The 20,887-nt window shown below is 66.8% G+C and carries 21 protein-coding genes, 1 tRNA gene and 2 riboswitches; of the genes, 13 read left to right on the forward strand and 9 right to left on the reverse strand.

The window, feature by feature from the left end; all coding sequences use genetic code 11:
- Window positions 1–10 precede the first annotated feature (10 nt).
- A riboswitch (TPP riboswitch) is annotated at window positions 11–114 on the reverse strand.
- Window positions 115–179: 65 nt separating this feature from the next.
- Window positions 180–276, forward strand: a riboswitch (TPP riboswitch).
- A gap of 46 nt (window positions 277–322) precedes the next feature.
- The 6 genes from thiM to F3H87_RS19295 all read left to right on the forward strand — a co-directional run bounded on the left by thiM (window position 323) and on the right by F3H87_RS19295 (window position 5,291).
- The gene (gene thiM / locus F3H87_RS19270; RefSeq protein WP_149789601.1) at window positions 323–1,111 is read left to right on the forward strand and encodes a hydroxyethylthiazole kinase; all 789 of its coding nucleotides are present in this window, start codon (window positions 323–325) and stop codon (window positions 1,109–1,111) included.
- The gene (gene thiE, locus F3H87_RS19275; RefSeq protein ID WP_149789600.1) at window positions 1,108–1,713 is read left to right on the forward strand and encodes a thiamine phosphate synthase; all 606 of its coding nucleotides are present in this window, start codon (window positions 1,108–1,110) and stop codon (window positions 1,711–1,713) included. Before thiM ends, thiE begins: the two co-directional genes overlap by 4 nt.
- Window positions 1,710–2,504 carry a bifunctional hydroxymethylpyrimidine kinase/phosphomethylpyrimidine kinase gene (thiD, locus tag F3H87_RS19280; protein WP_149789599.1) on the forward strand — a complete coding sequence of 265 codons (795 nt, stop codon included), beginning with the start codon at window positions 1,710–1,712 and terminating at the stop codon, window positions 2,502–2,504. Before thiE ends, thiD begins: the two co-directional genes overlap by 4 nt.
- A gap of 84 nt (window positions 2,505–2,588) precedes the next feature.
- Window positions 2,589–3,692 (forward strand): chorismate synthase, encoded by a 1,104-nt coding sequence (gene aroC, locus F3H87_RS19285; protein ID WP_149789598.1) that lies wholly within the window; start codon window positions 2,589–2,591, stop codon window positions 3,690–3,692.
- Complete coding sequence (locus F3H87_RS19290; RefSeq protein WP_223228137.1) at window positions 3,689–4,354, forward strand: HD domain-containing protein; 666 nt, start codon at window positions 3,689–3,691, stop codon at window positions 4,352–4,354. The genes aroC and F3H87_RS19290 overlap by 4 nt, the downstream gene beginning before the upstream one ends.
- Window positions 4,347–5,291 (forward strand): AEC family transporter, encoded by a 945-nt coding sequence (locus tag F3H87_RS19295; protein ID WP_149789597.1) that lies wholly within the window; start codon window positions 4,347–4,349, stop codon window positions 5,289–5,291. Before F3H87_RS19290 ends, F3H87_RS19295 begins: the two co-directional genes overlap by 8 nt.
- Window positions 5,292–5,297: 6 nt before the next feature.
- Here F3H87_RS19295 and F3H87_RS19300 read toward each other — a convergent pair whose 3' ends face one another.
- Window positions 5,298–6,326 (reverse strand): NAD(P)/FAD-dependent oxidoreductase, encoded by a 1,029-nt coding sequence (locus F3H87_RS19300; RefSeq protein ID WP_223228138.1) that lies wholly within the window; start codon window positions 6,324–6,326, stop codon window positions 5,298–5,300.
- A 46-nt stretch (window positions 6,327–6,372) separates the two neighbouring features.
- On the opposite strand from F3H87_RS19300, the gene mnmD reads away from it, so the two are divergent.
- Both mnmD and F3H87_RS19310 read left to right on the forward strand, forming a co-directional pair.
- Entirely contained in the window at window positions 6,373–7,053 is a 681-nt protein-coding gene (gene mnmD, locus F3H87_RS19305) for a tRNA (5-methylaminomethyl-2-thiouridine)(34)-methyltransferase MnmD (protein ID WP_149789595.1), read from the forward strand.
- Between the two features lie 14 nt (window positions 7,054–7,067).
- Entirely contained in the window at window positions 7,068–7,934 is an 867-nt protein-coding gene (locus F3H87_RS19310) for a DMT family transporter (RefSeq protein ID WP_149789620.1), read from the forward strand.
- 121 nt (window positions 7,935–8,055) lie between these two features.
- On the opposite strand, the gene F3H87_RS19315 is transcribed toward F3H87_RS19310, so the two are convergent.
- A complete protein-coding gene (locus tag F3H87_RS19315; protein ID WP_149789594.1) occupies window positions 8,056–10,008 on the reverse strand; it encodes a lytic transglycosylase domain-containing protein in 1,953 nt (650 codons plus the stop codon).
- Between the two features lie 160 nt (window positions 10,009–10,168).
- Between F3H87_RS19315 and dapA the strand changes: the two genes are divergently transcribed.
- A complete protein-coding gene (dapA, locus tag F3H87_RS19320) occupies window positions 10,169–11,044 on the forward strand; it encodes a 4-hydroxy-tetrahydrodipicolinate synthase (RefSeq protein ID WP_149789593.1) in 876 nt (291 codons plus the stop codon).
- Between the two features lie 74 nt (window positions 11,045–11,118).
- On the opposite strand, the gene F3H87_RS19325 is transcribed toward dapA, so the two are convergent.
- The 4 genes from F3H87_RS19325 to F3H87_RS19340 all read right to left on the reverse strand — a co-directional run bounded on the left by F3H87_RS19325 (window position 11,119) and on the right by F3H87_RS19340 (window position 14,722).
- Window positions 11,119–12,303 carry an amino acid aminotransferase gene (locus tag F3H87_RS19325; RefSeq protein WP_149789619.1) on the reverse strand — a complete coding sequence of 395 codons (1,185 nt, stop codon included), beginning with the start codon at window positions 12,301–12,303 and terminating at the stop codon, window positions 11,119–11,121.
- Window positions 12,303–13,160 carry a 3-mercaptopyruvate sulfurtransferase gene (gene sseA / locus F3H87_RS19330; RefSeq protein WP_149789592.1) on the reverse strand — a complete coding sequence of 286 codons (858 nt, stop codon included), beginning with the start codon at window positions 13,158–13,160 and terminating at the stop codon, window positions 12,303–12,305. The genes F3H87_RS19325 and sseA overlap by 1 nt, the downstream gene beginning before the upstream one ends.
- A 63-nt stretch (window positions 13,161–13,223) precedes the next feature.
- Window positions 13,224–13,697: an SsrA-binding protein SmpB gene (gene smpB / locus F3H87_RS19335; RefSeq protein ID WP_149789591.1), complete on the reverse strand. Its 474-nt coding sequence runs from the start codon at window positions 13,695–13,697 to the stop codon at window positions 13,224–13,226.
- 119 nt (window positions 13,698–13,816) lie between these two features.
- Window positions 13,817–14,722, reverse strand: coding sequence for a LysR family transcriptional regulator (locus tag F3H87_RS19340; protein WP_149789590.1), 906 nt, complete (start codon window positions 14,720–14,722; stop codon window positions 13,817–13,819).
- Window positions 14,723–14,892: 170 nt separating this feature from the next.
- Here F3H87_RS19340 and F3H87_RS19345 point away from each other — a divergent pair, with 170 nt between their 5' ends.
- Window positions 14,893–15,792 carry a DMT family transporter gene (locus tag F3H87_RS19345; RefSeq protein ID WP_149789589.1) on the forward strand — a complete coding sequence of 300 codons (900 nt, stop codon included), beginning with the start codon at window positions 14,893–14,895 and terminating at the stop codon, window positions 15,790–15,792.
- Between the two features lie 10 nt (window positions 15,793–15,802).
- Here F3H87_RS19345 and hemE read toward each other — a convergent pair whose 3' ends face one another.
- A complete protein-coding gene (gene hemE / locus F3H87_RS19350) occupies window positions 15,803–16,837 on the reverse strand; it encodes a uroporphyrinogen decarboxylase (RefSeq protein ID WP_149789588.1) in 1,035 nt (344 codons plus the stop codon).
- Window positions 16,838–16,904: 67 nt separating this feature from the next.
- The gene (locus F3H87_RS19355; protein ID WP_149789587.1) at window positions 16,905–17,603 is read right to left on the reverse strand and encodes a helix-turn-helix transcriptional regulator; all 699 of its coding nucleotides are present in this window, start codon (window positions 17,601–17,603) and stop codon (window positions 16,905–16,907) included.
- A 108-nt stretch (window positions 17,604–17,711) separates the two neighbouring features.
- Between F3H87_RS19355 and F3H87_RS21885 the strand changes: the two genes are divergently transcribed.
- From F3H87_RS21885 to F3H87_RS19365, 3 genes are all read left to right on the forward strand, one after another.
- Window positions 17,712–17,885 (forward strand): hypothetical protein, encoded by a 174-nt coding sequence (locus tag F3H87_RS21885; RefSeq protein ID WP_188129287.1) that lies wholly within the window; start codon window positions 17,712–17,714, stop codon window positions 17,883–17,885.
- Between the two features lie 9 nt (window positions 17,886–17,894).
- Window positions 17,895–18,857, forward strand: a complete 963-nt coding sequence (hemC, locus tag F3H87_RS19360; protein ID WP_149789586.1) for a hydroxymethylbilane synthase — start codon at window positions 17,895–17,897, stop codon at window positions 18,855–18,857.
- Between the two features lie 88 nt (window positions 18,858–18,945).
- Window positions 18,946–19,022 (forward strand) — tRNA-Met (locus F3H87_RS19365).
- Between the two features lie 999 nt (window positions 19,023–20,021).
- Here the strand turns inward: F3H87_RS19365 and F3H87_RS19370 are convergent.
- A complete protein-coding gene (locus F3H87_RS19370) occupies window positions 20,022–20,738 on the reverse strand; it encodes a helix-turn-helix transcriptional regulator (RefSeq protein WP_149789585.1) in 717 nt (238 codons plus the stop codon).
- Between the last annotated feature and the right edge of the window lie 149 nt (window positions 20,739–20,887).

Genomic DNA, 20,887 nt, shown 5'->3' on the forward strand with positions numbered 1-20,887 from the left:
GAGAGCCTTGGAGGATGTCCAATCCCTTCCCTCCGCCGGTATTAACCGGTTCAGGTTCAACGGGTTCGCATCGCCGCATCTCAGCCCTTTGCCGGGGCACCCCGAGGTGCCGCAGACGGTAGTGTTTGCACCGGCGCACTTCAAGGGGTGGCGGTCGGCGAAAGAATCGCATTAACTCGGGCGCACGACAGGGGCGTCCCGGAAAACCGGGGCTGAGATGCACCCTTTGAACCTGAACCAGATCATGCTGGCGGAGGAAGTCGCGGTTCATGGCCCCGGTCGGGGCCGAAAGGTCCGTCTCTCCGCCTCGGAAGGAGTGGATATGACCGACTGGGGCAATCACCTGGAAACCATGCGCGCCAACGCGCCGCTGGTGCAGAACATCACGAACTACGTGGCGATGAACGTCATGGCCAACGTCCTGCTGGCGGCGGGCGCATCGCCCGCGATGGTCCATGACGAGGGCGAGGCCGGGGAATTCGCCGCCATCGCGCAGGCGCTGACGGTGAATATCGGCACGCTCAGCCCGCACTGGCTGCGCGGGATGGAGGCGGCGGCCCGCGTCGCGCACGAGGCGGGAACGCCCTGGGTGCTGGACCCGGTGGCGGTGGGGGCCACCGCCATGCGGCGCGACGCGGGCGCGCGCCTGCTGGCGCTGAGGCCCACGGTGATCCGGGGCAACGCGTCCGAGGTGCTGGCGCTGGCCGGGGCGGATGCGGCGGGCAAGGGGGCCGATGCCGCCGACAGCGTCGCCACCGCCGAGGAAGCCGCCCGCAACCTTGCCCGCCGCACCGGCGGCGTGGTCGCGGTGACCGGCGCGCAGGATTTCGTGACCGATGGCGAAAGGGCGTGGCGCGTGGACAACGGCCATCCGCTGATGCCGAAGATCACCGTCATGGGCTGTTCGCTGACCGGCGTGGTGGGCGCGTTCCTGGTGGGGCAGGACGCGCTGCGGGCCACCGTCGCCGCGCTGGCCTTTTACGGGCTGGCGGGTGAGCGCGCGGGTGCGCGGGCCGATGGGCCGGGCTCGTTCCAGCCGGCGTTTCTGGATGCGCTTTACTCGCTGACACCTGACGAGGTGAGCGCTGGCGCAAAGGTCATGCCGGGATGAGCATCGGTGTCTATTTCGTCACCCCCGACGGCTGCGACGACGCGCTGGTGCGCGCCGCGCTGGCGGGCGGGGCGGGCATGATCCAGCTGCGTGACAAGGCGGCGACCGATGCGGAAATGGTGGCGCAGGCCCGCCGCCTGCTGCCGCTCTGCCGTGCTGCCGCCGTGCCGCTGATCGTGAACGACCGGCTTGAGGTCGCGCTGGCCAGCGGGGCGGACGGGCTGCATATCGGGCAGGGCGACGGCGACCCGGCGCAGATGCGCGCGGCGCTGGGGCCGGGCAGGCATCTGGGCCTGTCCATCGAAACCGCCGCGCAACTGGATGCGATGCCCGCCGGGGCGGTCGACCTGATCGGCGTGGGCCCGGTTCATGCCACCGCGACCAAGCCCGATCACGCCGCGCCGCTGGGCCTTGACGGGGCGGCGCGGCTCATCGCCCGCAGCCCGGTGCCCGCCGTGGCCATCGGCGGCGTTTCAACCGCCGATATCCCTGCCCTGAAACGCGCGGGATGCGCGGGGATCGCCGTTGTCTCGGCCATCGCTGCGGCCCCCGATCCGGCCGCAGCAACCCGCGTCCTTGTCGAAACATGGAGAACTGCATGATTCCCAACATCCTGTCCATCGCAGGCTCGGACCCGTCGGGCGGGGCCGGTATCCAGGCCGATATAAAGGCGATCGGCGCCAATGGCGGCTATGGTATGGCCGCGATCACTGCGCTGACGATCCAGAACACGCGCGGCGTCCAGGGCGCGCAGTTGATTGCGCCGGATGTCGTGGCGGCGCAGGTCGCATCGGTTTTCGACGATATCCGCGTGGATGCGGTGAAGATCGGGATGCTGGGCAGCGCGGACATCGCACTGGCGGTGGCAGATGTGTTGCAGGGGCGGGGTGTGCCTGTCGTGCTAGACCCGGTGATGGTGGCCAAGGGCGGCGACCGGCTGCTGGCGGCGGATGCCGTGGCGGTGCTGCGCGATGTGCTGCTGCCGCTGGCCACAATGGTCACGCCCAACCTGCCCGAGGCGGCCGATCTGCTGGGCATGGACGAGGCCGATACCCAGGCCGGGATGATCCTACAGGCGCGGACGATCCTTGCGCTGGGGCCGCAGGGGGTGCTGCTGAAAGGCGGGCACCTTGCGGGCGGCGACAGCCCCGACCTGCTGGTGACGGCCGATGCCGCCCACTGGCTGCCGGCGCAGCGTGTCGCCACGCGGAACACGCATGGCACGGGCTGCACCCTGTCCTCGGCGCTGGCGACGCAGCTTGCGCTGACCGGCGATCCGCTGGCGGCGGCACGGGCGGCCAAGGCGTATATCCACGCGGCGATTGCCGGGGCCGATGGCCTGCAGGTCGGGCAGGGCCACGGGCCGGTCGATCATTTCCACGCGCTGCGGTGAACGACCGACCGGCAACCCGCGACAATTGCGCCGCGTGCGGCAATCGGGTAACCCCGCCCTGACCACATCCAAGGACAGGCGCCCATGTCGCTCAATTCATTCGGCCATCTTTTCCGCGTCACCACATGGGGCGAAAGCCACGGGCCCGCGCTGGGCGCAACGGTGGATGGCTGCCCGCCGGGCGTCACGATAGACGAGGCGCAGATCCAGCACTGGCTGGATCGCCGCAAGCCGGGACAGTCGAAATACACCACCCAGCGGCGCGAACCCGACCAGGTGAAAATCCTGTCCGGCGTGTTCGAGGGCCAGACCACCGGCACGCCCGTCCAGCTTATGATCGAGAACACCGACCAGCGGTCCAAGGATTATTCCGAGATCGCCGAAAAGTTCCGCCCCGGCCATGCCGATATCACCTATTGGCAGAAATACGGCATCCGCGATTATCGCGGCGGCGGACGCTCCAGCGCGCGCGAAACCGCCGCGCGGGTGGCGGCGGGTGGGCTGGCGCGCGCGGCGCTGAACGCCCTTGTGCCGGGGATCGAGATCAGGGGCTACATGACGCAGATCGGCCCGCACGGGATCGACCGCGACCGCTTTGACCGCGACCAGATCGACGCCAACCCGTTCTGGTGCCCCGATGCGCAGGCGGCGGGCGAATGGGCGGGCTATCTCGACGCGCTGCGCAAATCCGGCAATTCGGTTGGCGCCGTGGTCGAGGTGGTGGCGCGCGGCGTGCCCGCAGGGCTGGGCGCGCCGGTCTATGGCAAGCTCGACACCGATCTTGCCGCCGCGATGATGAGCATCAACGCCGTCAAGGGCGTGGAAATCGGCGAAGGCATGGCCGCCGCCACCCTGACCGGTGAGGACAATGCCGACGAAATCTTCATGGGCAACGATGGCCAGCCGGTTTACTCGTCGAACCACGCGGGCGGTATCCTTGGCGGTATCAGCACCGGGCAGGACGTGGTGGTGCGGTTCGCGGTAAAGCCCACCAGCTCGATCCTGAAGCCGCGCCAGACCATCACCAAGTCGGGCGAGGCGGCCGAGATCATCACCAAGGGCCGCCACGATCCCTGCGTGGGTATCCGCGCCGTGCCGGTGGGCGAGGCGATGATGGCCTGCGTTCTGCTGGACCACCTGCTGCTGCATCGCGGCCAGATCGGGGAAAACCGGGGCCGCATCGGGTGACCGAAGGCCTGCGTCAGAAGGTTCGCGCCATCGCCGCGACCGGGATGGCGCAGGACAGCGCCCATGACCTTGCCCATCTGGACCGGGTCTGGGCCAACGCGCAGGCAATCGCCGCGGGTGAGGGCGGGGCAGACATGGATGTGCTTTGCGCCGCCGCCTACCTGCACGACCTGGTGAACCTGCCCAAGGACGCGCCCGACCGCGCGCAGGCCTCGACCCTGTCGGCCAGGGCGGCAGGGCCGCATTTGCAGACGCTGGGATTCGATGCGCAGCGCATCGCGGCGGCGCAACATGCCATCGCGGCGCACAGCTTTTCCGCCGGGATCGCCCCCGAAACGCCCGAGGCATGCATCCTGCGCGATGCCGACCGGCTGGATGCGTTGGGCGCCATCGGTATCGCGCGTGCCTTTGCCGTGTCGGGGGCGCTGGATCGCGCGCTTTACGACCCCGGCGATCCCTTTGCCGCCACGCGTGCGCCCGACGATCAGAGCTTTGCGCTGGATCACTGGCCCGCCAAGCTGCTGCGCCTGCCCGATGGCATGACGACCGCCACGGGCCGGCGGCTGGCCCGCGCGCGGATCGCCACGATGCTGCGCTTCGCCCGCGATCTGGCGGACGAGATCGGCCATGCCCCCGACGGATGGAGCGGCGCCGGTGTTTGATGTGCTGGGCATCGTGTTCCCGATTTTTGCGGCAGCGGCCCTTGGCTTTGGCCTTGTCCGGTTTTCGGTGTTCAGCCCGTCGGACATGCGTGTTCTGGGCCGCTACGTTCTGAACATCGCGCTGCCTGCGCTGCTATGCGGGGCGATTGCGCGGCGCGACCTGTCCGAGGTGCTGAACGCCGGTTACCTGTGGGCTTGCGCGTTGGGCGGGCTTGCGACCATCGCGCTGATGTATCTGTGGGTCTGGGCGCAGGGGGTGGGGCCCGCGCGGCGCGGCGTGGCGGCGATGGGGGCCTCCTGCCCGAATTCGGGCTATGTGGGCTATCCGGTGATGCTGCTGGTCTTTCCCGACCTCGCCGGCGTGATCCTTGCGCTGAATTTCATCGTCGAGAATTTCCTGCTGATCCCGATTTGCCTGATGCTGATGGAGCTGTCGCGCCCCCGCGATGGCCGGTCGCTGCTGCATGTCCTGGGCGCGGTGTTCCTGAACCTGCTGAAACGCCCGATGGTCCTGGGCCTGCTGGCCGGGTTCGCCATCTCGCTCAGCGGGCTGGACCTGCCGGGGCCGGTGCTGCGCGTGCTCGACATGCTGGCGGCCTCGTCCTCGGCGCTGGCGCTGGTGGTGATCGGCGGCTCGCTGGCCGGGCTCAGCCTGGCGGGCGACAGGCTCCTGGGCACGCAGATCGCGCTGGGCAAGCTGGTGCTGCACCCGGCGCTGGTGGCGGGTGCGCTGATGCTGCTGCCGATGCTGGGCCTGCCGGTGCCCGAGGGTGCGCTGGCCACGGCGGTGGTGCTGTCGGCGGCGATGCCGATGTTCGGGATTTATCCGATCCTCGCGCAGGAGTACGGGCATGAGGGGCTGGCCTCGCTCTCGCTGATGCTGGCGACGACGGGCGCGGCGGTCACGCTGTCGGTTCTTCTGGCGTGGATGGTGTAGGGCGCTCTATGCGCGGAACCCGTCGGGGATCGCATCCACCCCGTCCAGCACCAGGTCGGCCATGACCTGCGCCACCTTCGGCGCCATGCCGAAGCCGATCTTGAACCCGCCATTGGCGATGAACTGCCCGGGCCGCAGCGGATGCACCCCCAGCACCGGCGCGCGCGATTTCGAACGTGGCCGCACCCCGGCCCAGCGTTCGATCACCGGCGCATCGCGCAGGGCGGGCACGGCGGCGCGGGCCTTGTCCAGCACGGTATCGAGCTGCGCATCGGTGGTGCCGGGCGCGTCGTAATCGCGCTCGCTCGTCGATCCCACGGCGACGGTGCCGTCGGCATGGGGCACGATATGCACGCCGTCGGCGAAAAGCTGCGGCGCATCGCGGCGGTCCAGCCGCAACAGCGCCGCCTGCCCCTTGACCCCGTTGCCGAAGGTGGTGCCGGTGGCGCGGCTTATCGCCTCCAGCCCGGCAACGCCGGTGGCCCAGATCACCACGCCCTCATCCGCCGCTTCGGCCACGATCCCGGCGCCGCGTGCCTGCAATGCCGCCACCAGCGCTGCGCAGGCGCGGCGAGGGTGCATCCGGGCGCTCAGCGTGTCGTGGATCAGCCAGCCGCTGGGCGAGGTCGGCGCCCAGTCGCCCACCGAGACCGCGCGCTTTACCTCCCAAACCGCGCGGTTTTGCCAAAGCGCCTGCGCGCCTTTCGCGCGCTCCTGCGCCAGTTCCAGCCCGCGCGCGTCCATCACCGGCTGCAACCGCCCCGTCCGCGCATAACCCGGATCGGCACCGCCCGCCGCTGCGACCCCGGCCCAGAAGGTTTCGGCCATCAGCAGGCTGTCGAGCTGAAACGCCTTCTTGTCGTTCCAGTTTTCCGGCACATGCGGGGCCAGTGCCCCCACCAGCCCGCCGCTGCTGCCCGCGCCGGGGCCATGCGGATCGACCACGCGCACCGACGCCCCCCGTTCCATGCAGGCCCAGGCGATCGACAGGCCGAAAATCCCCGCCCCGCGCACCGTCACGTCCACCATTGCCATTACCCTGCTGCCGGTTCATCCTCGGCCCGGTTTAAGGGAACGGGCGATGCAAGACCAGCGGGCGGAACTGGAATGGCGTGAGGGCGGGGTGCCGGTTTCGACCCGGTTCGACGACCCGTATTTCAGCCTTGAAAACGGGCTTGCGGAAACGCGCCATACCTTTCTGGCCGGCAACGACCTGCCCGCGCGGTTCCGCGACGGGTTCCACATTGCCGAACTGGGCTTCGGCACCGGGCTGAACGCGCTGGCCACGCTGCAAGGCTGGATCGCCGCAGGTGCGCCGGGGCGGTTGCATTTCACCAGTTTCGAGGCGTTTCCGATGGCGCCCGATGCGATGGCGCAGGCATTGGCCGCGTTTCCTGAGCTTGCGCCGCTGGCTGTCCCGCTGCTGGATGCGTGGGGGAATAGCGCAGGCGAGATCGACCTTGGCCACGGGATGCACCTGGAAGTCATCGCGGGTGACGCACGACAGACCCTGCCGGCGTGGAACGGGCGTGCCGACGCATGGTTCCTCGATGGCTTTTCGCCTGCCCGAAACCCCGAGCTTTGGGAAGAGGCGCTGATGCGGGCGGTGGCCGGTCACACCGTGCCGGGCGGCACCGCCGCGACCTATACCGCGGCGGGCCATGTGCGCCGCGCGCTGGCCGATGCCGGGTTTACGGTCGAGCGCCGCCCCGGATACGGGCGCAAACGCCACATGACCGCCGCCAGGATGCCCGCGCCATGACCAGCACCTACGTGATGAAGGAATCGAATGCCCGCCTCGGCATCCTGCTGATGGTGGCGACGACCTTTGTCTTTGCCATGCAGGACGGGATCAGCCGGCACCTGGCGGGGGAATACAACGTGCTGATGGTGGTGATGATCCGCTACTGGTTCTTCGCCGCCTTCGTCACGGCACTGGCCGCGCGCAAGGCCGGCGGTCTGCGCGCCGCCGCCGCCACGCGGCAACCCTGGCTGCAATCCTTTCGCGCGGTTCTGCTGGTGGCGGAAATCTGCGTGGCGATCTGGGGCTTTACCATCCTCGGGCTGGTCGAAAGCCACGCCGTCTTTGCCTGCTACCCGCTGCTGATCGCGGCGCTGTCCGGCCCGGTGCTGGGCGAATCCGTGGGCTGGCGACGCTGGGCGGCGATCGGGGTGGGGTTCGTCGGGATCGTCGTTATCCTCGAACCGGGGTTCGGCGTGTTCCAGCCGGCGGCGATCATCCCGCTGGTCTCGGCGCTGATGTTCGCGCTTTACGGCCTGCTGACGCGCTATGCCGCGCGCCGCGACAGCGCGGCGACCTCGTTCTTCTGGACCGGCACGGTGGGCATGGTCGCCATGACCGCCGTCGGCGCCTGGTTCTGGGAGCCGATGAGCGGCGGCGACTGGGCGTGGATGGGCCTGCTGTGCCTGACCGGCGCGGGCGGGCATTACCTGCTGATCAAGACATACGAGGTGGCCGAGGCCAGCGTCGTGCAGCCCTTTGCCTATTTCCAGCTTGTCTTTGCCTCGGTCATGGGAGTGATCCTGTTCGGTGAGGTGATCCGCACGAACGTCGCCGTGGGCGCCGCGATCATCGTGGCGGCGGGGCTGTTCACCTTCTGGCGGGAACGGCAGGCGCGGTGATCGTGGCAGATGTGCGGATTTCGAGTATTTGACGAACGATGAAGCCAGGGGCGCGCCCCGCCCTTCATCGTTCCCGAAATACTCCCGCCGGAGGCGTCCGCGCGGGCCATGGGCGCGGCGGTCATTGTCCGAGCAGCGTGCGGCCCACCAGCTCCCTTGAAAACGGCATCGGGTGCGGATCGCGGCCCAGCCTTGCGCGGTAGACCGGCAGGCTTTCGGCGACCCGCATCACGTAGTTCCGGGTTTCACGAAACGGGATGTGTTCGATCCAGTCGACGATATCCATGCCGCCGTCGCGCGGATCGCCGTTTTCCGCCATCCAGCGTTCGGGGCGCGAGGGGCCGGCGTTGTAGGCCGCCGCGACCATGACGATATTGGCGTCGAACCGCACCGCGAGTTCGCCCAGATAGGCGCTGCCCAGGATGGCGTTGTAGGACGGATCGTTCAGCACCCGGGCGGGCTGGTGGTCGTAGCCGAGGCCGATGGCCACCTCGGCGGCGGTGCCGGGCATCAGCTGCATCAGCCCCTGTGCGCCCGCGCCGCTGACCACGTTCGGGTCGAATTCGCTTTCGCGGCGGGCGATGGACAGGGCCAGTTCCACCGGCACCGGCAGTTTCATGTCCTTCAGCGGGTGCAGCGCGTAATAGGGGCCCGGCAGGGTGATGCCGCGGCCCGCCGCCGCCTTGCCGATCATGACCGCCAGGTGGGGCTGGTCCAGCTCCTGCGCCATCTGCCCGAGCTGGCCGAGCTGCGTGCGGTCCAGCGTTTCGGCAAGATGGGCGAAGAAACGTTCGGCCATCGAAAGCTGACCCGCATTGAGGGCGAGGATACCGGCGCGGTACACGCTGGAGCGGGTGAAAGGCGCATCGCGCCAGTGGGCGAAGGTTTCCGTGCCGGCCAGTGCCGGGTCCGGCGGCAGGCCCGCGCGCTCGGCGGCAAGCAGGCCGTAGAAGCTGGTCTGGTGTTCGGCCCCTTCGGCATAGGCGAAGCGCGCGGCCTCGGTATCGCCGAGCGCCTCTTGCGCGCGGCCGATCCAGTATCCGGCGCGGCCCAGCGAAATCGGTGTCTCGATCCCCGCGCGAAACCGCTGAAAATGGTCCAGCGCCAGTGCGGGTTCTTTCAGGTAGTGCAGGGCGATATAGCCCGACAGCCATTCCAGGTCGGCATAGTTCGACCCACCGGTCAGCCAGTGGGACGCGGCCAGTGCATAGGCGTTTTCCGCCCGACCGGCGCGCATCTCGGCCCGCGCCAGGTAGCGCCGCCAGCCGGCCCAGGATTCGGGCTGGCCCAGGCCGTCGACCGAGGCCGAGCGTTCCAGCAGCAGCGCGATGGCGTCGTCGGTGCGGCCCTTGCGGATGCGCCAGTCGAACCGTTCATAGGCCAGGCCGGGATCGTCCGCCAGATCGGCAGGCACCGCCGCGATCAGCGCATCGACGCCGTCACGGTCGCCGCGCAGGGCCATCCGCGCGGCGGCCAGCGCCTTCCACCCGTCGCCGACCAGCGGCAGCATCCGCGCTGCATCGCGCGACAGGCCGCGCCAGAGCGCCATGTCCAGCCGTGCCTCGTGATGCGGTTTCAGGATCGTGGCGTGGCGGTCCAGGAACGCCGCCTGCTCCTCGTCGTCCAGCGCCAGCGTGCGCCAGGCCAGCACCAGCCCGATCTCGGCCGCGCCGTCGCGCCCTGCGGCGCTGAGGGCGCGGGCATGGGCCAGCGCGCCGGTGCCGGTCTGCGGGATCTGGCCGTCGAAGAACCGCAGCACCAGATCGTCGGGCGCCTTGTCCACAGTGGCCTCGCTGCGCCTGCGCAAGAGGTCGAGCCCCGGCCAGTCGGCGTTGCGGTCGAGGAAATCCACCGCCTCGGCCAGTGTGCCGTCGCCCGCGCGCAGGCGGTGCCATTCCACGATGTCGGGCCCCGGATCGCCAGCCCTTTGCGCCAGCGCGCGGGCGGTGGTCCAGTCGCTGCCGCGCACCGCGTCGAGCGCCGAGGCAAGCGGCCTGGGCCCTTCCTGCGCGATGGCGGGGCCGGCAAGGCCCAGGGTCATGATCAGCGCGATCCGGCGCAACGTCTCTTGCATTTTCCGCTCGAACAAAGGATAGAACGGCGCCAGCCTATCCGCGCCCCCGGGCTGCCGCAATTCACGAACTCGGCAGATCGGGCGGCGGTTGACGGGGCCGGCGCGAAACCAGAACCGGGGTGGCGGCCGCCCCCCGTGACGATGAGAAAAGGAGCGTATCATGTTCAAGGGATCCCTTCCTGCCCTGGTCACGCCGTTCAAGAACGGCGAAGTGGACTTTGAAACGCTCAAGAAACTTGTCGAATGGCATATCGGCGAAGGGTCGGGCGGTCTGGTCCCCGTCGGCACCACGGGCGAAAGCCCCACGCTGACCCACCAGGAGCATGAGCGCGTGATCGAGGTGGTGGTCGAGGCCGCCGCCGGCCGTATCCCGGTGATCGCCGGGGCGGGCAGCAACAACACGCTGGAAGCCATGCGTTTCATCCAGCATGCCGAAAAGGTGGGTGCCGACGCGGCGCTGGTGGTGACGCCCTATTACAACAAGCCCACGCAGGAGGGCATGATCGCGCATTTCACCGCGCTGCACGATTGCTGCGAGCTGCCGATCATCATCTACAACATTCCCGGCCGCTCGGTCGTGGACATGATGCCCGACACGATGGGCAAGCTGGCCAGGCTGCCGCGCATCATCGGGGTCAAGGACGCCACGGGCGACCTGGCCCGCGTGCCGCGCCAGCGCATCACCTGCGGGCCGGATTTCCTGCAGCTTTCGGGCGAGGACGCGACGGCGCTGGGGTTCAACGCGCATGGCGGGCTGGGCTGCATCTCGGTCACGGCGAACGTGGCGCCGCGCCTGTGCGCCGAGTTCCAGGCGGCGACGCTGGCGGGCGATTACAAGACGGCGCTGGAATACCAGGACCGCCTGATGCCGCTGCACGACGCCATCTTTACCGAGCCGGGCCTGTGCGGGGCCAAGTACGGCATGTGGAAGCTGGGCCTGTGTTCGGACGAGGTGCGCCTGCCGCTGATGGCGCTGAGCGATGCGACCAAGGCCAAGGTGGACGCCGCGATGCGCCATGCGGGGCTGATGAACTGACACGTCCGGCCATGCGCTGAAACGAGAACGCCCCGCAAGACTGCGGGGCGTTTCCTTTGCGGGGTATGCGGCGATCAGATGCCGGTGTCGATGATCGCCCTGGCGAGGATCGGCACGGTCGTGCTGTTCAGCCCGGCGATGTTCATGCGGCTGTCGCCCACCATGTAGATCGCATGCTCGGCGCGCAGGCGTTCGACCATCTCGGGGCTGGTGCCGAGGCGCGAGAACATGCCACGGTGCTGGCCCAGGAAGGCAAAGCGGTCGGAGCCGGACAGGCGCTGCAATTCACCGGCGAGCTGTTCGCGCAGGCCCAGCATGGACAGGCGGACATCTTCCAGCTCGGCCGCCCAGTCGGCGTGCAGTTGCGGGTCGTGCAGGATGGTCGACACCACCCGCGCCCCGTGATCGGGCGGGAAGGAATAATTCTGCCGGTTCAGGTAGTTGAGCGTGCCCTGCGTCAGTTTGTTCAGCCCCGCGTCCTGCGACACCGCCATCAGGATGCCGGTGCGTTCGCGGTAGACGCCGAAATTCTTGGAGCAACTGGCCGCGACCAGCGTTTCGGGCACCGACGAGGCGATCAGCCGGGTTGCGGCGGCATCCTCGTCCAGCCCGTCGCCGAAGCCCTGATAGGCGATGTCGATCATCGGGATCGCGCCGGTGCGGTTCAGCAGGTCGGCCACCGCCTGCCATTCGGTCATGTTCAGGTTGGCGCCGGTCGGGTTGTGGCAGCAGCCGTGCAGCAGCACCACGTCGCCCTTTTTCACGCCGTCGAGGTCGGCCATCATGCCGTCGAAATCCACGCCGCCGGTTTCGCTGTCGAAATAGCGGTATTCGACCATCGGCATCCCGAGGTATTTCAGGATGCTGACATGGTTCGGCCAGGTCGGGTTCGACACGAAAACGCGGGCGTCGGGGTTGGCCATGCGGATCATCTCGAACGCCTGGCGCACCGCGCCGGTGCCGCCGGGCGTGGCGGCGGCGGCGACCTGGCCGCGATCGACCGCATCGTCCAGAACCAGGCTGACCATCGCATCGCCAAAGGCCGGATCGCCGGGCAGGCCGACATAGGATTTGGTTGTCTGTTCTTCCCAGATGCGTTTTTCCGCGGCTTTCACGGCGCGCATCACGGGGGTCACGCCCTCGGCGTTCTTGTAGACGCCGACGCCCAGGTCGATCTTGGTGTCGCGGGGGTCCTCTTTGAACAGCTGCATGAGCTGGAGGATCTTGTCGGCGGGTTGTTCCTTGAGCGATGAAAACATCATTTGTCTCCGGTTGCGACGGGCAGGGTGGGGAAGGCGCCCCATTCGGCCCAGGAGCCGTCATAAAGCGAATGGTCGGTCTTGCCGATACGTTCCAGCGCAAGGCTGATGATCGCGGCGGTGATGCCCGACCCGCAGGTGGTGATCGCGGGTTTCGACAGGTCGACGCCGGCGGCACCGAACGCGGCGCGCAAGTCGTCGGGCGATTTCATCGTGCCGTCGGCGTTCAGCAGGGTTTCGAAATGGACGCATTTCGAACCGGGGATATGGCCGCTGCGCAGCCCTTCGCGCGGTTCCGGCTCGGTTCCGGCAAAGCGGCCGGGCGAGCGCGCGTCGAGGATTTCGTAATCGCCCAGCTTGGACGCGGCCGATACCTGCGTGACGTCGCGCACCAGATGGGCCTGGCGGCGCACGGTCATGTGGCGATCGCGCACGACGGGGGGCAGATCCTCGGTCTCGCGCCCCTCGGTCAGCCATTTCGGCAGGCCGCCGTCCAGAACGGCGATATTGTCCTGCCCCATCAGGCGGAAGGTCCACCAGACGCGCGGCGCGGAATGGGTGCCGATCTGGTCGTAGACGACGACCTGGTGCCCGTCGCCCACGCCCATCGCGCGCATCCGCGACATGAATTTCTCGATCGGGGGGGCCATGTGCGGCAGGTCCGAGCGGTGATCGGCGATTTCGTCGATGTCGAAATACCGAGCGCCGGGAATATGCGCCTCGTTATAGCCGGCGACGGGATCGAGCCCCATCTGCGGCAGCGCCCATGTCGCGTCGATCACCCGCAGGTCGGGGTCTTTCAGATGCGCGGCCAGCCAGTCGGTTGAAACCAGAGTCCTTGGGTCGTCATGTGCCATCGTGATCCCCCGAAAAATGCTGCCCATTGCCTACAATGGGGGCGGGGGGCTGGCAAGGGCGCGTCAGTGTTCCTTGAGCAGCCGTTGCTTTTGCCGGTTCCAGTCGCGCTTGGCCTCGGTCGCGCGCTTGTCCACGGTCTTCTTGCCCTTGGCGATCCCGATCTTGAGCTTGGCGATGCCACGGTGGTTGAAATAGAGCACCAGCGGCACCAGCGTCATGCCCTTGCGCTGGGTCGCGTTCCACAGCCGCGCCAGTTCCTTTTTCGAGGCCAGAAGCTTGCGCCTGCGCCGTTCCTCGTGGCCCCAGGTCTTGGCCTGTTCGTAGGGCGCGATATAGGCGTTCACCAGCCACAGCTCGCCGTCTTCCACGGCGGCATAGCTTTCGGCGATATTGGCCGAGTTCTCGCGCAGCGACTTGACCTCGGACCCCTGAAGCATGAGTCCGACTTCGAGATCTTCCTCGATCGCGTAATCGTAGCGCGCGCGGCGGTTTTCCGCGATCACCCTGTAGTTCGGATCTGTCTTTGCCTTGGCCATCGCCATTCCCTAGCCGCTTGCGCGCATACTGTCCATGCAGCGCCTATCTAGGGCGGGGTGCGGCCATGAAAAAGGGCGCGGACCCCTCGGCCGCGCCCTTTCACGCAACAGATCACCGCTTACCAGTCGGTCGGACCCTTGTCGCCGAAGCTGTCGACGAGAAAGTCGATGAAGGCGCGAACCTTGGGCTGCGTGAAGCGGCCCGGCGGGTAGACGGCATAGATGCCCTGCGTTTCGACGGGCAGGTCGGGGATCGCATCCTCGACCTGGCCCTTGGCCATCGCGTCGGCGTAAAGGAAGGACGGAAGGTAAGCGATGCCAAGCCCCGCGATGCAGGCGTTCAGCAGCGACTGCCCGTCATTCACGCTCAGCCAGCCGGCGGTGCGCACCTGGCGCTTTTCGCCCGAGGGTGCGGTCAGTTTCCACACGTTGCCCGCCGACTGGTTGGAATAATGCAGCAGCTTGTGTTCGTTCAGGTCGTCGATCTTTTGCGGGCGGCCATATTTCTGGAAATAGGACGGTGACGCGATCATGCGCTTGGTCGTCTCGGTCAGCTTGCGCGCCCGGAGCGAGCTGTCTTCCAGGTCGCCGATGCGCACGGCCATGTCGAACCCTTCCGAGATCAGTTCGACGTAGCGGTTGTTCAGCACCATGTTGACGGTGATATCGGGGTATTCCTGCAGGAAGTTGCCCAGAACCGGCGACAGGTGATTGACGCCGAAATCGGTGGCGACGCTGATCCGCAGCAGGCCCGAGGGCGCCGATTGCATCGAGGTCACCAGCGCGTCCGCCTCGCCCGCGTCGTTCAGCACCCGGCGGGCGCGGTCGTAATAGGCCAGCCCGATTTCCGTTGGGCTGACGCGGCGCGTCGTGCGGTTGAGCAGCCTTGCGCCCAGCCGTGCCTCGAGGCTCGAAACATGCTTGGATACAGCAGATTTCGAAATCCCCAGCTTCTTGGCGGCGTCGGTGAAGCCCCCTTGATCAACGACGGTGGCGAATGCCTCCATTTCCGTCAGTCGGTCCATGCGTCGATACCTCAAACATTCCTTCTTTTCGAGAAACGGTATCGTGGTGAAATCGGGCATGACCGTGGCAAGGGGCAGACAATACCGGGGTTTTGTCTGGGATCGTTAATGGCAGGGAAACGCCGTTTTCGCGATTGTCGTTTCCCCGCGTCCGTCGCAATCTGGCGGGCATGAGCCATGCCACGCCTTCAACCGACGACTCGCTGTTCTGGCGCGTCGCCCCCGTAATCTTCGTGCTGTTCTGGGCCGGGGGCTACAGTTTCGCAAAACTGGGGCTGCCGCATATCAAGCCGATGACGCTGCTGGCGATGCGTTATGCGCTGGCGGTGCTGGTGCTGCTGCCGGTGCTGCTGGTGCATCGCCCGGTCTGGCCCCAGGGGGCGCGGCACTGGGGCGTGGTGGCGGTGTCGGGCTTCCTGATCCAGTGCATGTATTTCGGCGCGTCCTATTTCGCGCTGGAACGGGGCATGAATGCAGGCACCACCGCGCTGATCATGGCGTTGCAGCCGATCCTGGTGGCGACGCTGGCGCCGCTGATCGGGGCGGCGCGTGGCAGCGCGCTGTTGTGGCTGGGCCTGCTGCTGGGGCTGCTTGGCGTGGTGATCGTGATCCTGGGCGGCAAGACGCTGGGGGCCAGCCCGTGGCTGGCGGTTATGTTCGCCGTCATCGGGTTGCTGTCGATCACCGGCGCGACGTTGTTCGAGAAATGGCACGGGATGCGCACCGATCCGGTGGTGGGCGGCGTGGTGCAATATTCGGTGGGTTTCGCGGTGATGGCGCCGGTTGCGCTGTATCTCGGGATCGGCGCGATCGACTGGGGCACGGAACTGGCGATTTCGCTGGCCTATCTCGTGCTGGCGAATTCCATCGTCTCGATCAGCCTGTTCGTCGGGCTGGTGCAGCGGGGGGACGCCACGCGCATATCCTCGCTGCTGTATCTCGTGCCGCCGCTGGCGATGGTGGTGGCGTGGTTCATCCTGGGCGAGACGATGACGCCGGTGGCCATGCTTGGCATGGTCGTCTGCATCACCGGCGTCTGGCTGGTGAACCGCGCGACGCGGGCGGGCTGAGGCGCTTGCCTCAGCCGTTGCGGACCGTGTCGATCATCAGTTGCACGTTGTCGGGATCGGCATCCGGCGTGATCCCGTGCCCGAGGTTGAAGATATGCGGCCCGCCCTTCAGCGCCTCGACGATCCGGCGGGTTTCGTCCACCAGCGCCTGCCCGCCCGTCACCATATGCGAGGATTTCAGGTTGCCCTGCACGCAGCCATCGACCTGAACGTTCTTCGCCACCCAGGCGGCATCGACGCTGTCATCGACGGCCACGCAATCCGCGCCGGTGCGCTTGTGGAACCCGATATAGCCATCGCCCGCCTCGCGCGGGAAGGCGATGACGGGAATGCCCGGATGGCGCTCCTTGATCTGCGAGATGATCCAGCGCGCCGGTTCGACGGCGTAGCGGTCGAAATCGTCACCCCTGAGCGACCCGGCCCAACTGTCGAACAGCTTGACCACCTCGGCGCCGGCCTCGATCTGGGCCGAGAGGTATTCCACCGTCGCCTCGGCGATGCGGTCCATCAGCGCCTCGAATAGCGGGCGGTTTTCCGATTTCAGCGCATGGGCCGGGCCCTGATCCTTGGTGCCGCGGCCGGCGATCATGTAGGTCGCCACCGTCCAGGGCGCGCCGGCAAAGCCGATCAGCGTGGTTTCCTTGGGCAATTCACGGCTGAGGATGCGGACGGTTTCATAAACCGGGTTCAGCGTTTCGTGGATGTCAGACACCGGTTTCAGCGCGGCCATTTCCGCGTCGGTCGTGATCGTGGACAGGCGCGGGCCCTCGCCGGTGACGAACCACAGGTCGGCCCCCAGCGCCTGCGGCACCAGCAGGATATCGGCGAACAGGATCGCCGCGTCGAACCCGTAGCGCCGGATCGGTTGCAGCGTCACCTCGGCGGCGAGTTCGGGGTTGTAGCAAAGCGACAGGAAATCCCCGGCCTGCGCGCGCGTTGCGCGGTATTCCGGCAAGTAACGCCCCGCCTGCCGCATCATCCAGATCGGCGGTGTGGGCAGGGTTTCGCCCGCCAGGGCGCGGAGGAGTGTCTTGGACTCGGCCATGCTGCATCCTTTCATGTTCCCGGGTTCGTCCCTTTCCCGGAACGGGATGTCAAGACAGAAGCACGGTTCAGGCGGGGGTGGTGGGCGCATCCGCCGCAACCGCCTCGCGCTGTTGCCAGAGGCTGCGCAGCACCGCGCTTTCGCCGGTGAAAAATCGCCCCGTCGGGTCGCAGGCATAAATCCTGTCGGTGCGGAAATGGCGGAAATCGCCGCGCAGCTCGCACCAGGCGGCCAGAATGGTGCAGTTGAGGTGGTAGATTACCACGATGGGGCGCACGCAACGTTCGGTCCGGTCGCCGGCCTCGGACTGGTAGGTGATGCGCAGGGTTTCCTCTTCGCGGATCGCCTGGCGCAGGCGGGCGATCGAGACGCAGCCGAGGTCAGGGTTGTCGACGGGCGCCCCCCAGGGCGCGACGAACAGCCAGTCGGCCGGACCATGCAGGGAATCGATCTTGTCGCAGACCCGTTTGGCCGCGCGCTGCAACGTGCTGTCGCCGGTGCGGGCCAGCATGGCAAGGCCCACGCGCAGCGCCTCGGTTTCTTCCTGGTCGAAATTGAGCGGCGGCAGGTCGTAGCCCCGGCGCAGCAGGTAGCCGAGCCCGGCCGCGCCTTCGACGGGCACGCGCATCGCCTGCAACGCGGCGATATCGCGATAGATCGTGCGCGCGCTGACCTCCAGCTCTTCGGCCAGGTCGTGCGCGGTGCGCGATCCTGGCGCGGCGCGCAGGATCTGGATCAGTTCGAACAGGCGGTCGGATCGGGGCATCGGTGCGGCCTTTGTCGGGTCGTGCTGCTGACAGGTTACCATGCGCTGCTGACAGCATCCTGTCAGGAGGGATTTGCAAGCCTCACCGCAAGCGGCTGGAGGATGCAAATGGCCTATTACGACGAGATCACGATGTTGCGCCTTGGCCTGGGGCGCTGGCGGCAGGCGGAACCGGCGAATACGGTGCAGGAACGGGACACGCCCGGTTGCGATGCGCGGCGCCCCGGGGCGCGTCAAGATGGACCGCAGAGCAAGGTTGAAAGCCCGTCCGAGCCGGACTAACAGGGTCGTATGACCACGCAATTGCCAAGCCCCGCCTCTCCTCTCAAGATCGGCACCCGCGGATCGCCCCTTGCGCTTGCGCAGGCGCATGAGACGCGCGACCGCCTGATGCGGGCCTTTTCCCTGCCCGAAGAGGCGTTCGAGATCGTCGTGATCAAGACGACCGGCGACAACCGCGCGATGATCGACGCCGACCGCCCGCTGAAAGAGATCGGCAACAAGGGGCTGTTCACCAAGGAAATCGAGGATGCGATGGTCGCGGGCCGCATCGACATCGCCGTGCATTCGATGAAGGACATGCCCACCGAACAGCCGCCGGGGCTGATCCTGGATTGCTACCTTCCGCGCGAGGATACGCGCGACGCCTTCGTCAGCCTAAGCGCCGACAGTCTGCAGGATCTGCCCGAGGGGGCGCTGGTCGGCTCGTCCTCGCTGCGGCGGCGGGCGCAGTTGCTCAACAGGTTCCCGCATCTCAGGGTGGTCGAGTTCCGCGGCAACGTGCAGACCCGGATGAAAAAGCTGGAGGATGGCGTGGCGCAGGCGACCTTTCTGGCGATGGCCGGGCTGAACCGCCTGGGCATGGCGGATGTCGCGCGCGCCGCGATCCCGCCCGAGGACATGCTGCCCGCCGTGGCGCAGGGCGCAATCGGGATCGAACGGCGCAAGGACGACCTGGATTCGGCCGCGATGCTGGAGGCGATCCATGACGGCCCCACCGGCCAGCGGCTTGCGGCGGAGCGCACGTTCCTGGCGACGCTGGACGGATCGTGCGAAACGCCCATCGCCGCGCTTGCCGAACTGGACGGCAACACCCTGCGCCTGCGCGGCGAGGTTCTGCGCCCCGACGGCTCGGAACGGATCGCGGCGGATCGCAGCTGTTCGATCGCCGAAGGCGCGGCAATGGCCGAGGCAATGGCGCGCGACCTGCTGGACGAGGCGGGGCCGGGATTTTTCGAGTGGCGGCAGGGCTGACCGCCAAACCGCGCGGTTTCGGCGCGAAAAAGCGCGATTTACGGTCTTGACCGCGCGGACCGACTCCCATAAATCCGCGTCACCCAGTGGCGGAGTAGCTCAGTCGGTTAGAGCAGCGGAATCATAATCCGCGTGTCGGGGGTTCAAGTCCCTCCTCCGCTACCATTTCTTCCTTTGTCGCTATCTTGTTGATTGTTGGCTGCAGTGTTCGGCCTTCGGTTGCCTTGGTTTGCTTCGGGGTCGACTCGTAGCTCAGAAGGGCGGGTGCCGGTGGTTCGCTGCGATATCTTCGAACGACCGTTTTGGGGCAAGGTGATCAATCCGCGCTCACCTGGCCGGTAATTATTCACATAACCCATCCCACTGATCTGCATGTCCTTTCGACAGAGACGCCGCGCTGACATTTGCACGGGCAGACCCATTTTCTACTGAGCCAACACAGCGCCCATGGGGGCTACAATCACGTCTTCCGCAGGCGGCATGAAAGCGAACTGCGTTTCGCACTTGTCGTGTGCGCATACTGGTTTGCTTTGCCAAAAGGCCGCTTATACTTTGTCCACCCGCAAACGCATTCAAACTGCTTGCGGAACAATTTGAACTTGTCCCGTCTGGCCTGTTCGTCCCCGATTGAACCGTCTCCATAAGGCGCGTCCTGAAAGCGGCTGTCGAAATTCTCGATCTCGCCCTGAATGAGGCTGTTGATAAAGCGGTTGTGGACGTCCGGCACATCGGGGGAGTTCGCTTTAGGCCTCCGAGGAACCCGCCAATCGCCGTCGTCAGCTCCGAGCGCTCGTAGGAGCAGGCCCTATCGAGCTGCCGTACCCTTACATTGACGCCAGACCCATGCACGATGCCAAGAAGCCATTCCTCCTCGGCTTGGCGCGTCTCGCTTGTCGCGGATTTCTCTTCAGGGTCGCGCGAGCGGCCGTGATCGTCCTATCCGACGTGCTGGCGAACACCCCGATGAGTAAGCTGTTGATCAGCCACCGTTGGATCGCCCGAACGTTCAGTCGGTTGAATTCCGATGAGTCGCACAATGTCACGCCAGGTGCGTGGAGAAAATACCAAGCGACCCTAACAGGCAAACCGGACCATTCAGGCGGGGCAGACCAAATTGCGCGGGATCCATATGCGTCCACGCATGATATGCCATCTTCTGCGCCGTCAGGACTCGCGGCTTGCAAGGATCGCCACCGCCTGGGTGCGCGAAGAAACCCCCAGTTTGCTGAGGATTTCCTGCATATGATAGTCAATGGCGCGCCGGGTGCTGCCCATGATGATCGCGATTTCCCGGTTGGTCTTTCCCCTGGCGACCCATCGCAGGATTTCAAGCTGCTGGCCGGACAGTGTCTGGAGACCACGAGGGTCCTGCCCAAACCGCGGAAGGCCGTAGGTCAAGGCCGAGGTACGCGCCAAGGCCAGATGCGCAATGATCTGGACACCAAGCAACGTGTCATCGGTCAGCGGTTCGTCGGTGACCGACAACAGTGTCATGGCCCCAAGCCGGCCCGGCTTTTGCGAAAGCGGAACCGTCGCGCCGCCCCTGATACCGCTGACCCCCAGGTACTCGGCATATTCGGCGTGCTCGGTGCCTTCCCAGTCGCTTGCGCGCCAGAGGAAAGCCGACGGCTTCTCCACCGCATTGTGCAGCAACGGGTCGCGTGGGGCCCATCCGGTATTCGCGTATGTCGTCAGGTCATTCGCCGACCATGTGGTCAGCGTCGGCTCTTCCATGAACTCCACGGCATGACGTTTGTTCAGGCTGATATTGTAGTTCACGAACCCCAGCCTGTAGACCGCGACGGCAAGGGAAGAGCGCAACTCTTCCAGAGTCTCCGCGGCGGTAAGGTCTTCTACAGACCGCGAAATCTTCTTCAGCATATCTTGCACACAATTCTATCGGCACACCCGCAGTGTAGCTTACCGGGTGTGACGGTTCAATCGGCCCCGACCTTGCGCGGTATGCTCGCAAGGGTTGTTCAACTGGTAGCCATACCAGTTGGCCCGTTGGGCGGGACCGTTAATAAAAC

The organism is Lutimaribacter pacificus, from assembly GCF_900142185.1.
Taxonomy (GTDB): domain Bacteria; phylum Pseudomonadota; class Alphaproteobacteria; order Rhodobacterales; family Rhodobacteraceae; genus Lutimaribacter; species Lutimaribacter pacificus.

Bases quoted from the DNA above. Each gene is read 5' to 3' on its own strand.
- thiM (WP_149789601.1), top strand. From the start codon at position 323: ATGACCGACTGGGGCAATCACCTGGAAACCATGCGCGCCAACGCGCCG.
- thiE (WP_149789600.1), top strand. From the start codon at position 1,108: ATGAGCATCGGTGTCTATTTCGTCACCCCCGACGGCTGCGACGACGCG.
- thiD (WP_149789599.1), top strand. From the start codon at position 1,710: ATGATTCCCAACATCCTGTCCATCGCAGGCTCGGACCCGTCGGGCGGG.
- aroC (WP_149789598.1), top strand. From the start codon at position 2,589: ATGTCGCTCAATTCATTCGGCCATCTTTTCCGCGTCACCACATGGGGC.
- F3H87_RS19300 (WP_223228138.1), bottom strand. From the start codon at position 6,326: ATGGCAATGGTGGACGTGACGGTGCGCGGGGCGGGGATTTTCGGCCTG.
- mnmD (WP_149789595.1), top strand. From the start codon at position 6,373: ATGCAAGACCAGCGGGCGGAACTGGAATGGCGTGAGGGCGGGGTGCCG.
- F3H87_RS19310 (WP_149789620.1), top strand. From the start codon at position 7,068: ATGAAGGAATCGAATGCCCGCCTCGGCATCCTGCTGATGGTGGCGACG.
- F3H87_RS19315 (WP_149789594.1), bottom strand. From the start codon at position 10,008: ATGCAAGAGACGTTGCGCCGGATCGCGCTGATCATGACCCTGGGCCTT.
- dapA (WP_149789593.1), top strand. From the start codon at position 10,169: ATGTTCAAGGGATCCCTTCCTGCCCTGGTCACGCCGTTCAAGAACGGC.
- F3H87_RS19325 (WP_149789619.1), bottom strand. From the start codon at position 12,303: ATGTTTTCATCGCTCAAGGAACAACCCGCCGACAAGATCCTCCAGCTC.
- sseA (WP_149789592.1), bottom strand. From the start codon at position 13,160: ATGGCACATGACGACCCAAGGACTCTGGTTTCAACCGACTGGCTGGCC.
- smpB (WP_149789591.1), bottom strand. From the start codon at position 13,697: ATGGCCAAGGCAAAGACAGATCCGAACTACAGGGTGATCGCGGAAAAC.
- F3H87_RS19340 (WP_149789590.1), bottom strand. From the start codon at position 14,722: ATGGACCGACTGACGGAAATGGAGGCATTCGCCACCGTCGTTGATCAA.
- F3H87_RS19345 (WP_149789589.1), top strand. From the start codon at position 14,893: ATGAGCCATGCCACGCCTTCAACCGACGACTCGCTGTTCTGGCGCGTC.
- hemE (WP_149789588.1), bottom strand. From the start codon at position 16,837: ATGGCCGAGTCCAAGACACTCCTCCGCGCCCTGGCGGGCGAAACCCTG.
- F3H87_RS19355 (WP_149789587.1), bottom strand. From the start codon at position 17,603: ATGCCCCGATCCGACCGCCTGTTCGAACTGATCCAGATCCTGCGCGCC.
- F3H87_RS21885 (WP_188129287.1), top strand. From the start codon at position 17,712: ATGGCCTATTACGACGAGATCACGATGTTGCGCCTTGGCCTGGGGCGC.
- hemC (WP_149789586.1), top strand. From the start codon at position 17,895: ATGACCACGCAATTGCCAAGCCCCGCCTCTCCTCTCAAGATCGGCACC.
- F3H87_RS19370 (WP_149789585.1), bottom strand. From the start codon at position 20,738: ATGCTGAAGAAGATTTCGCGGTCTGTAGAAGACCTTACCGCCGCGGAG.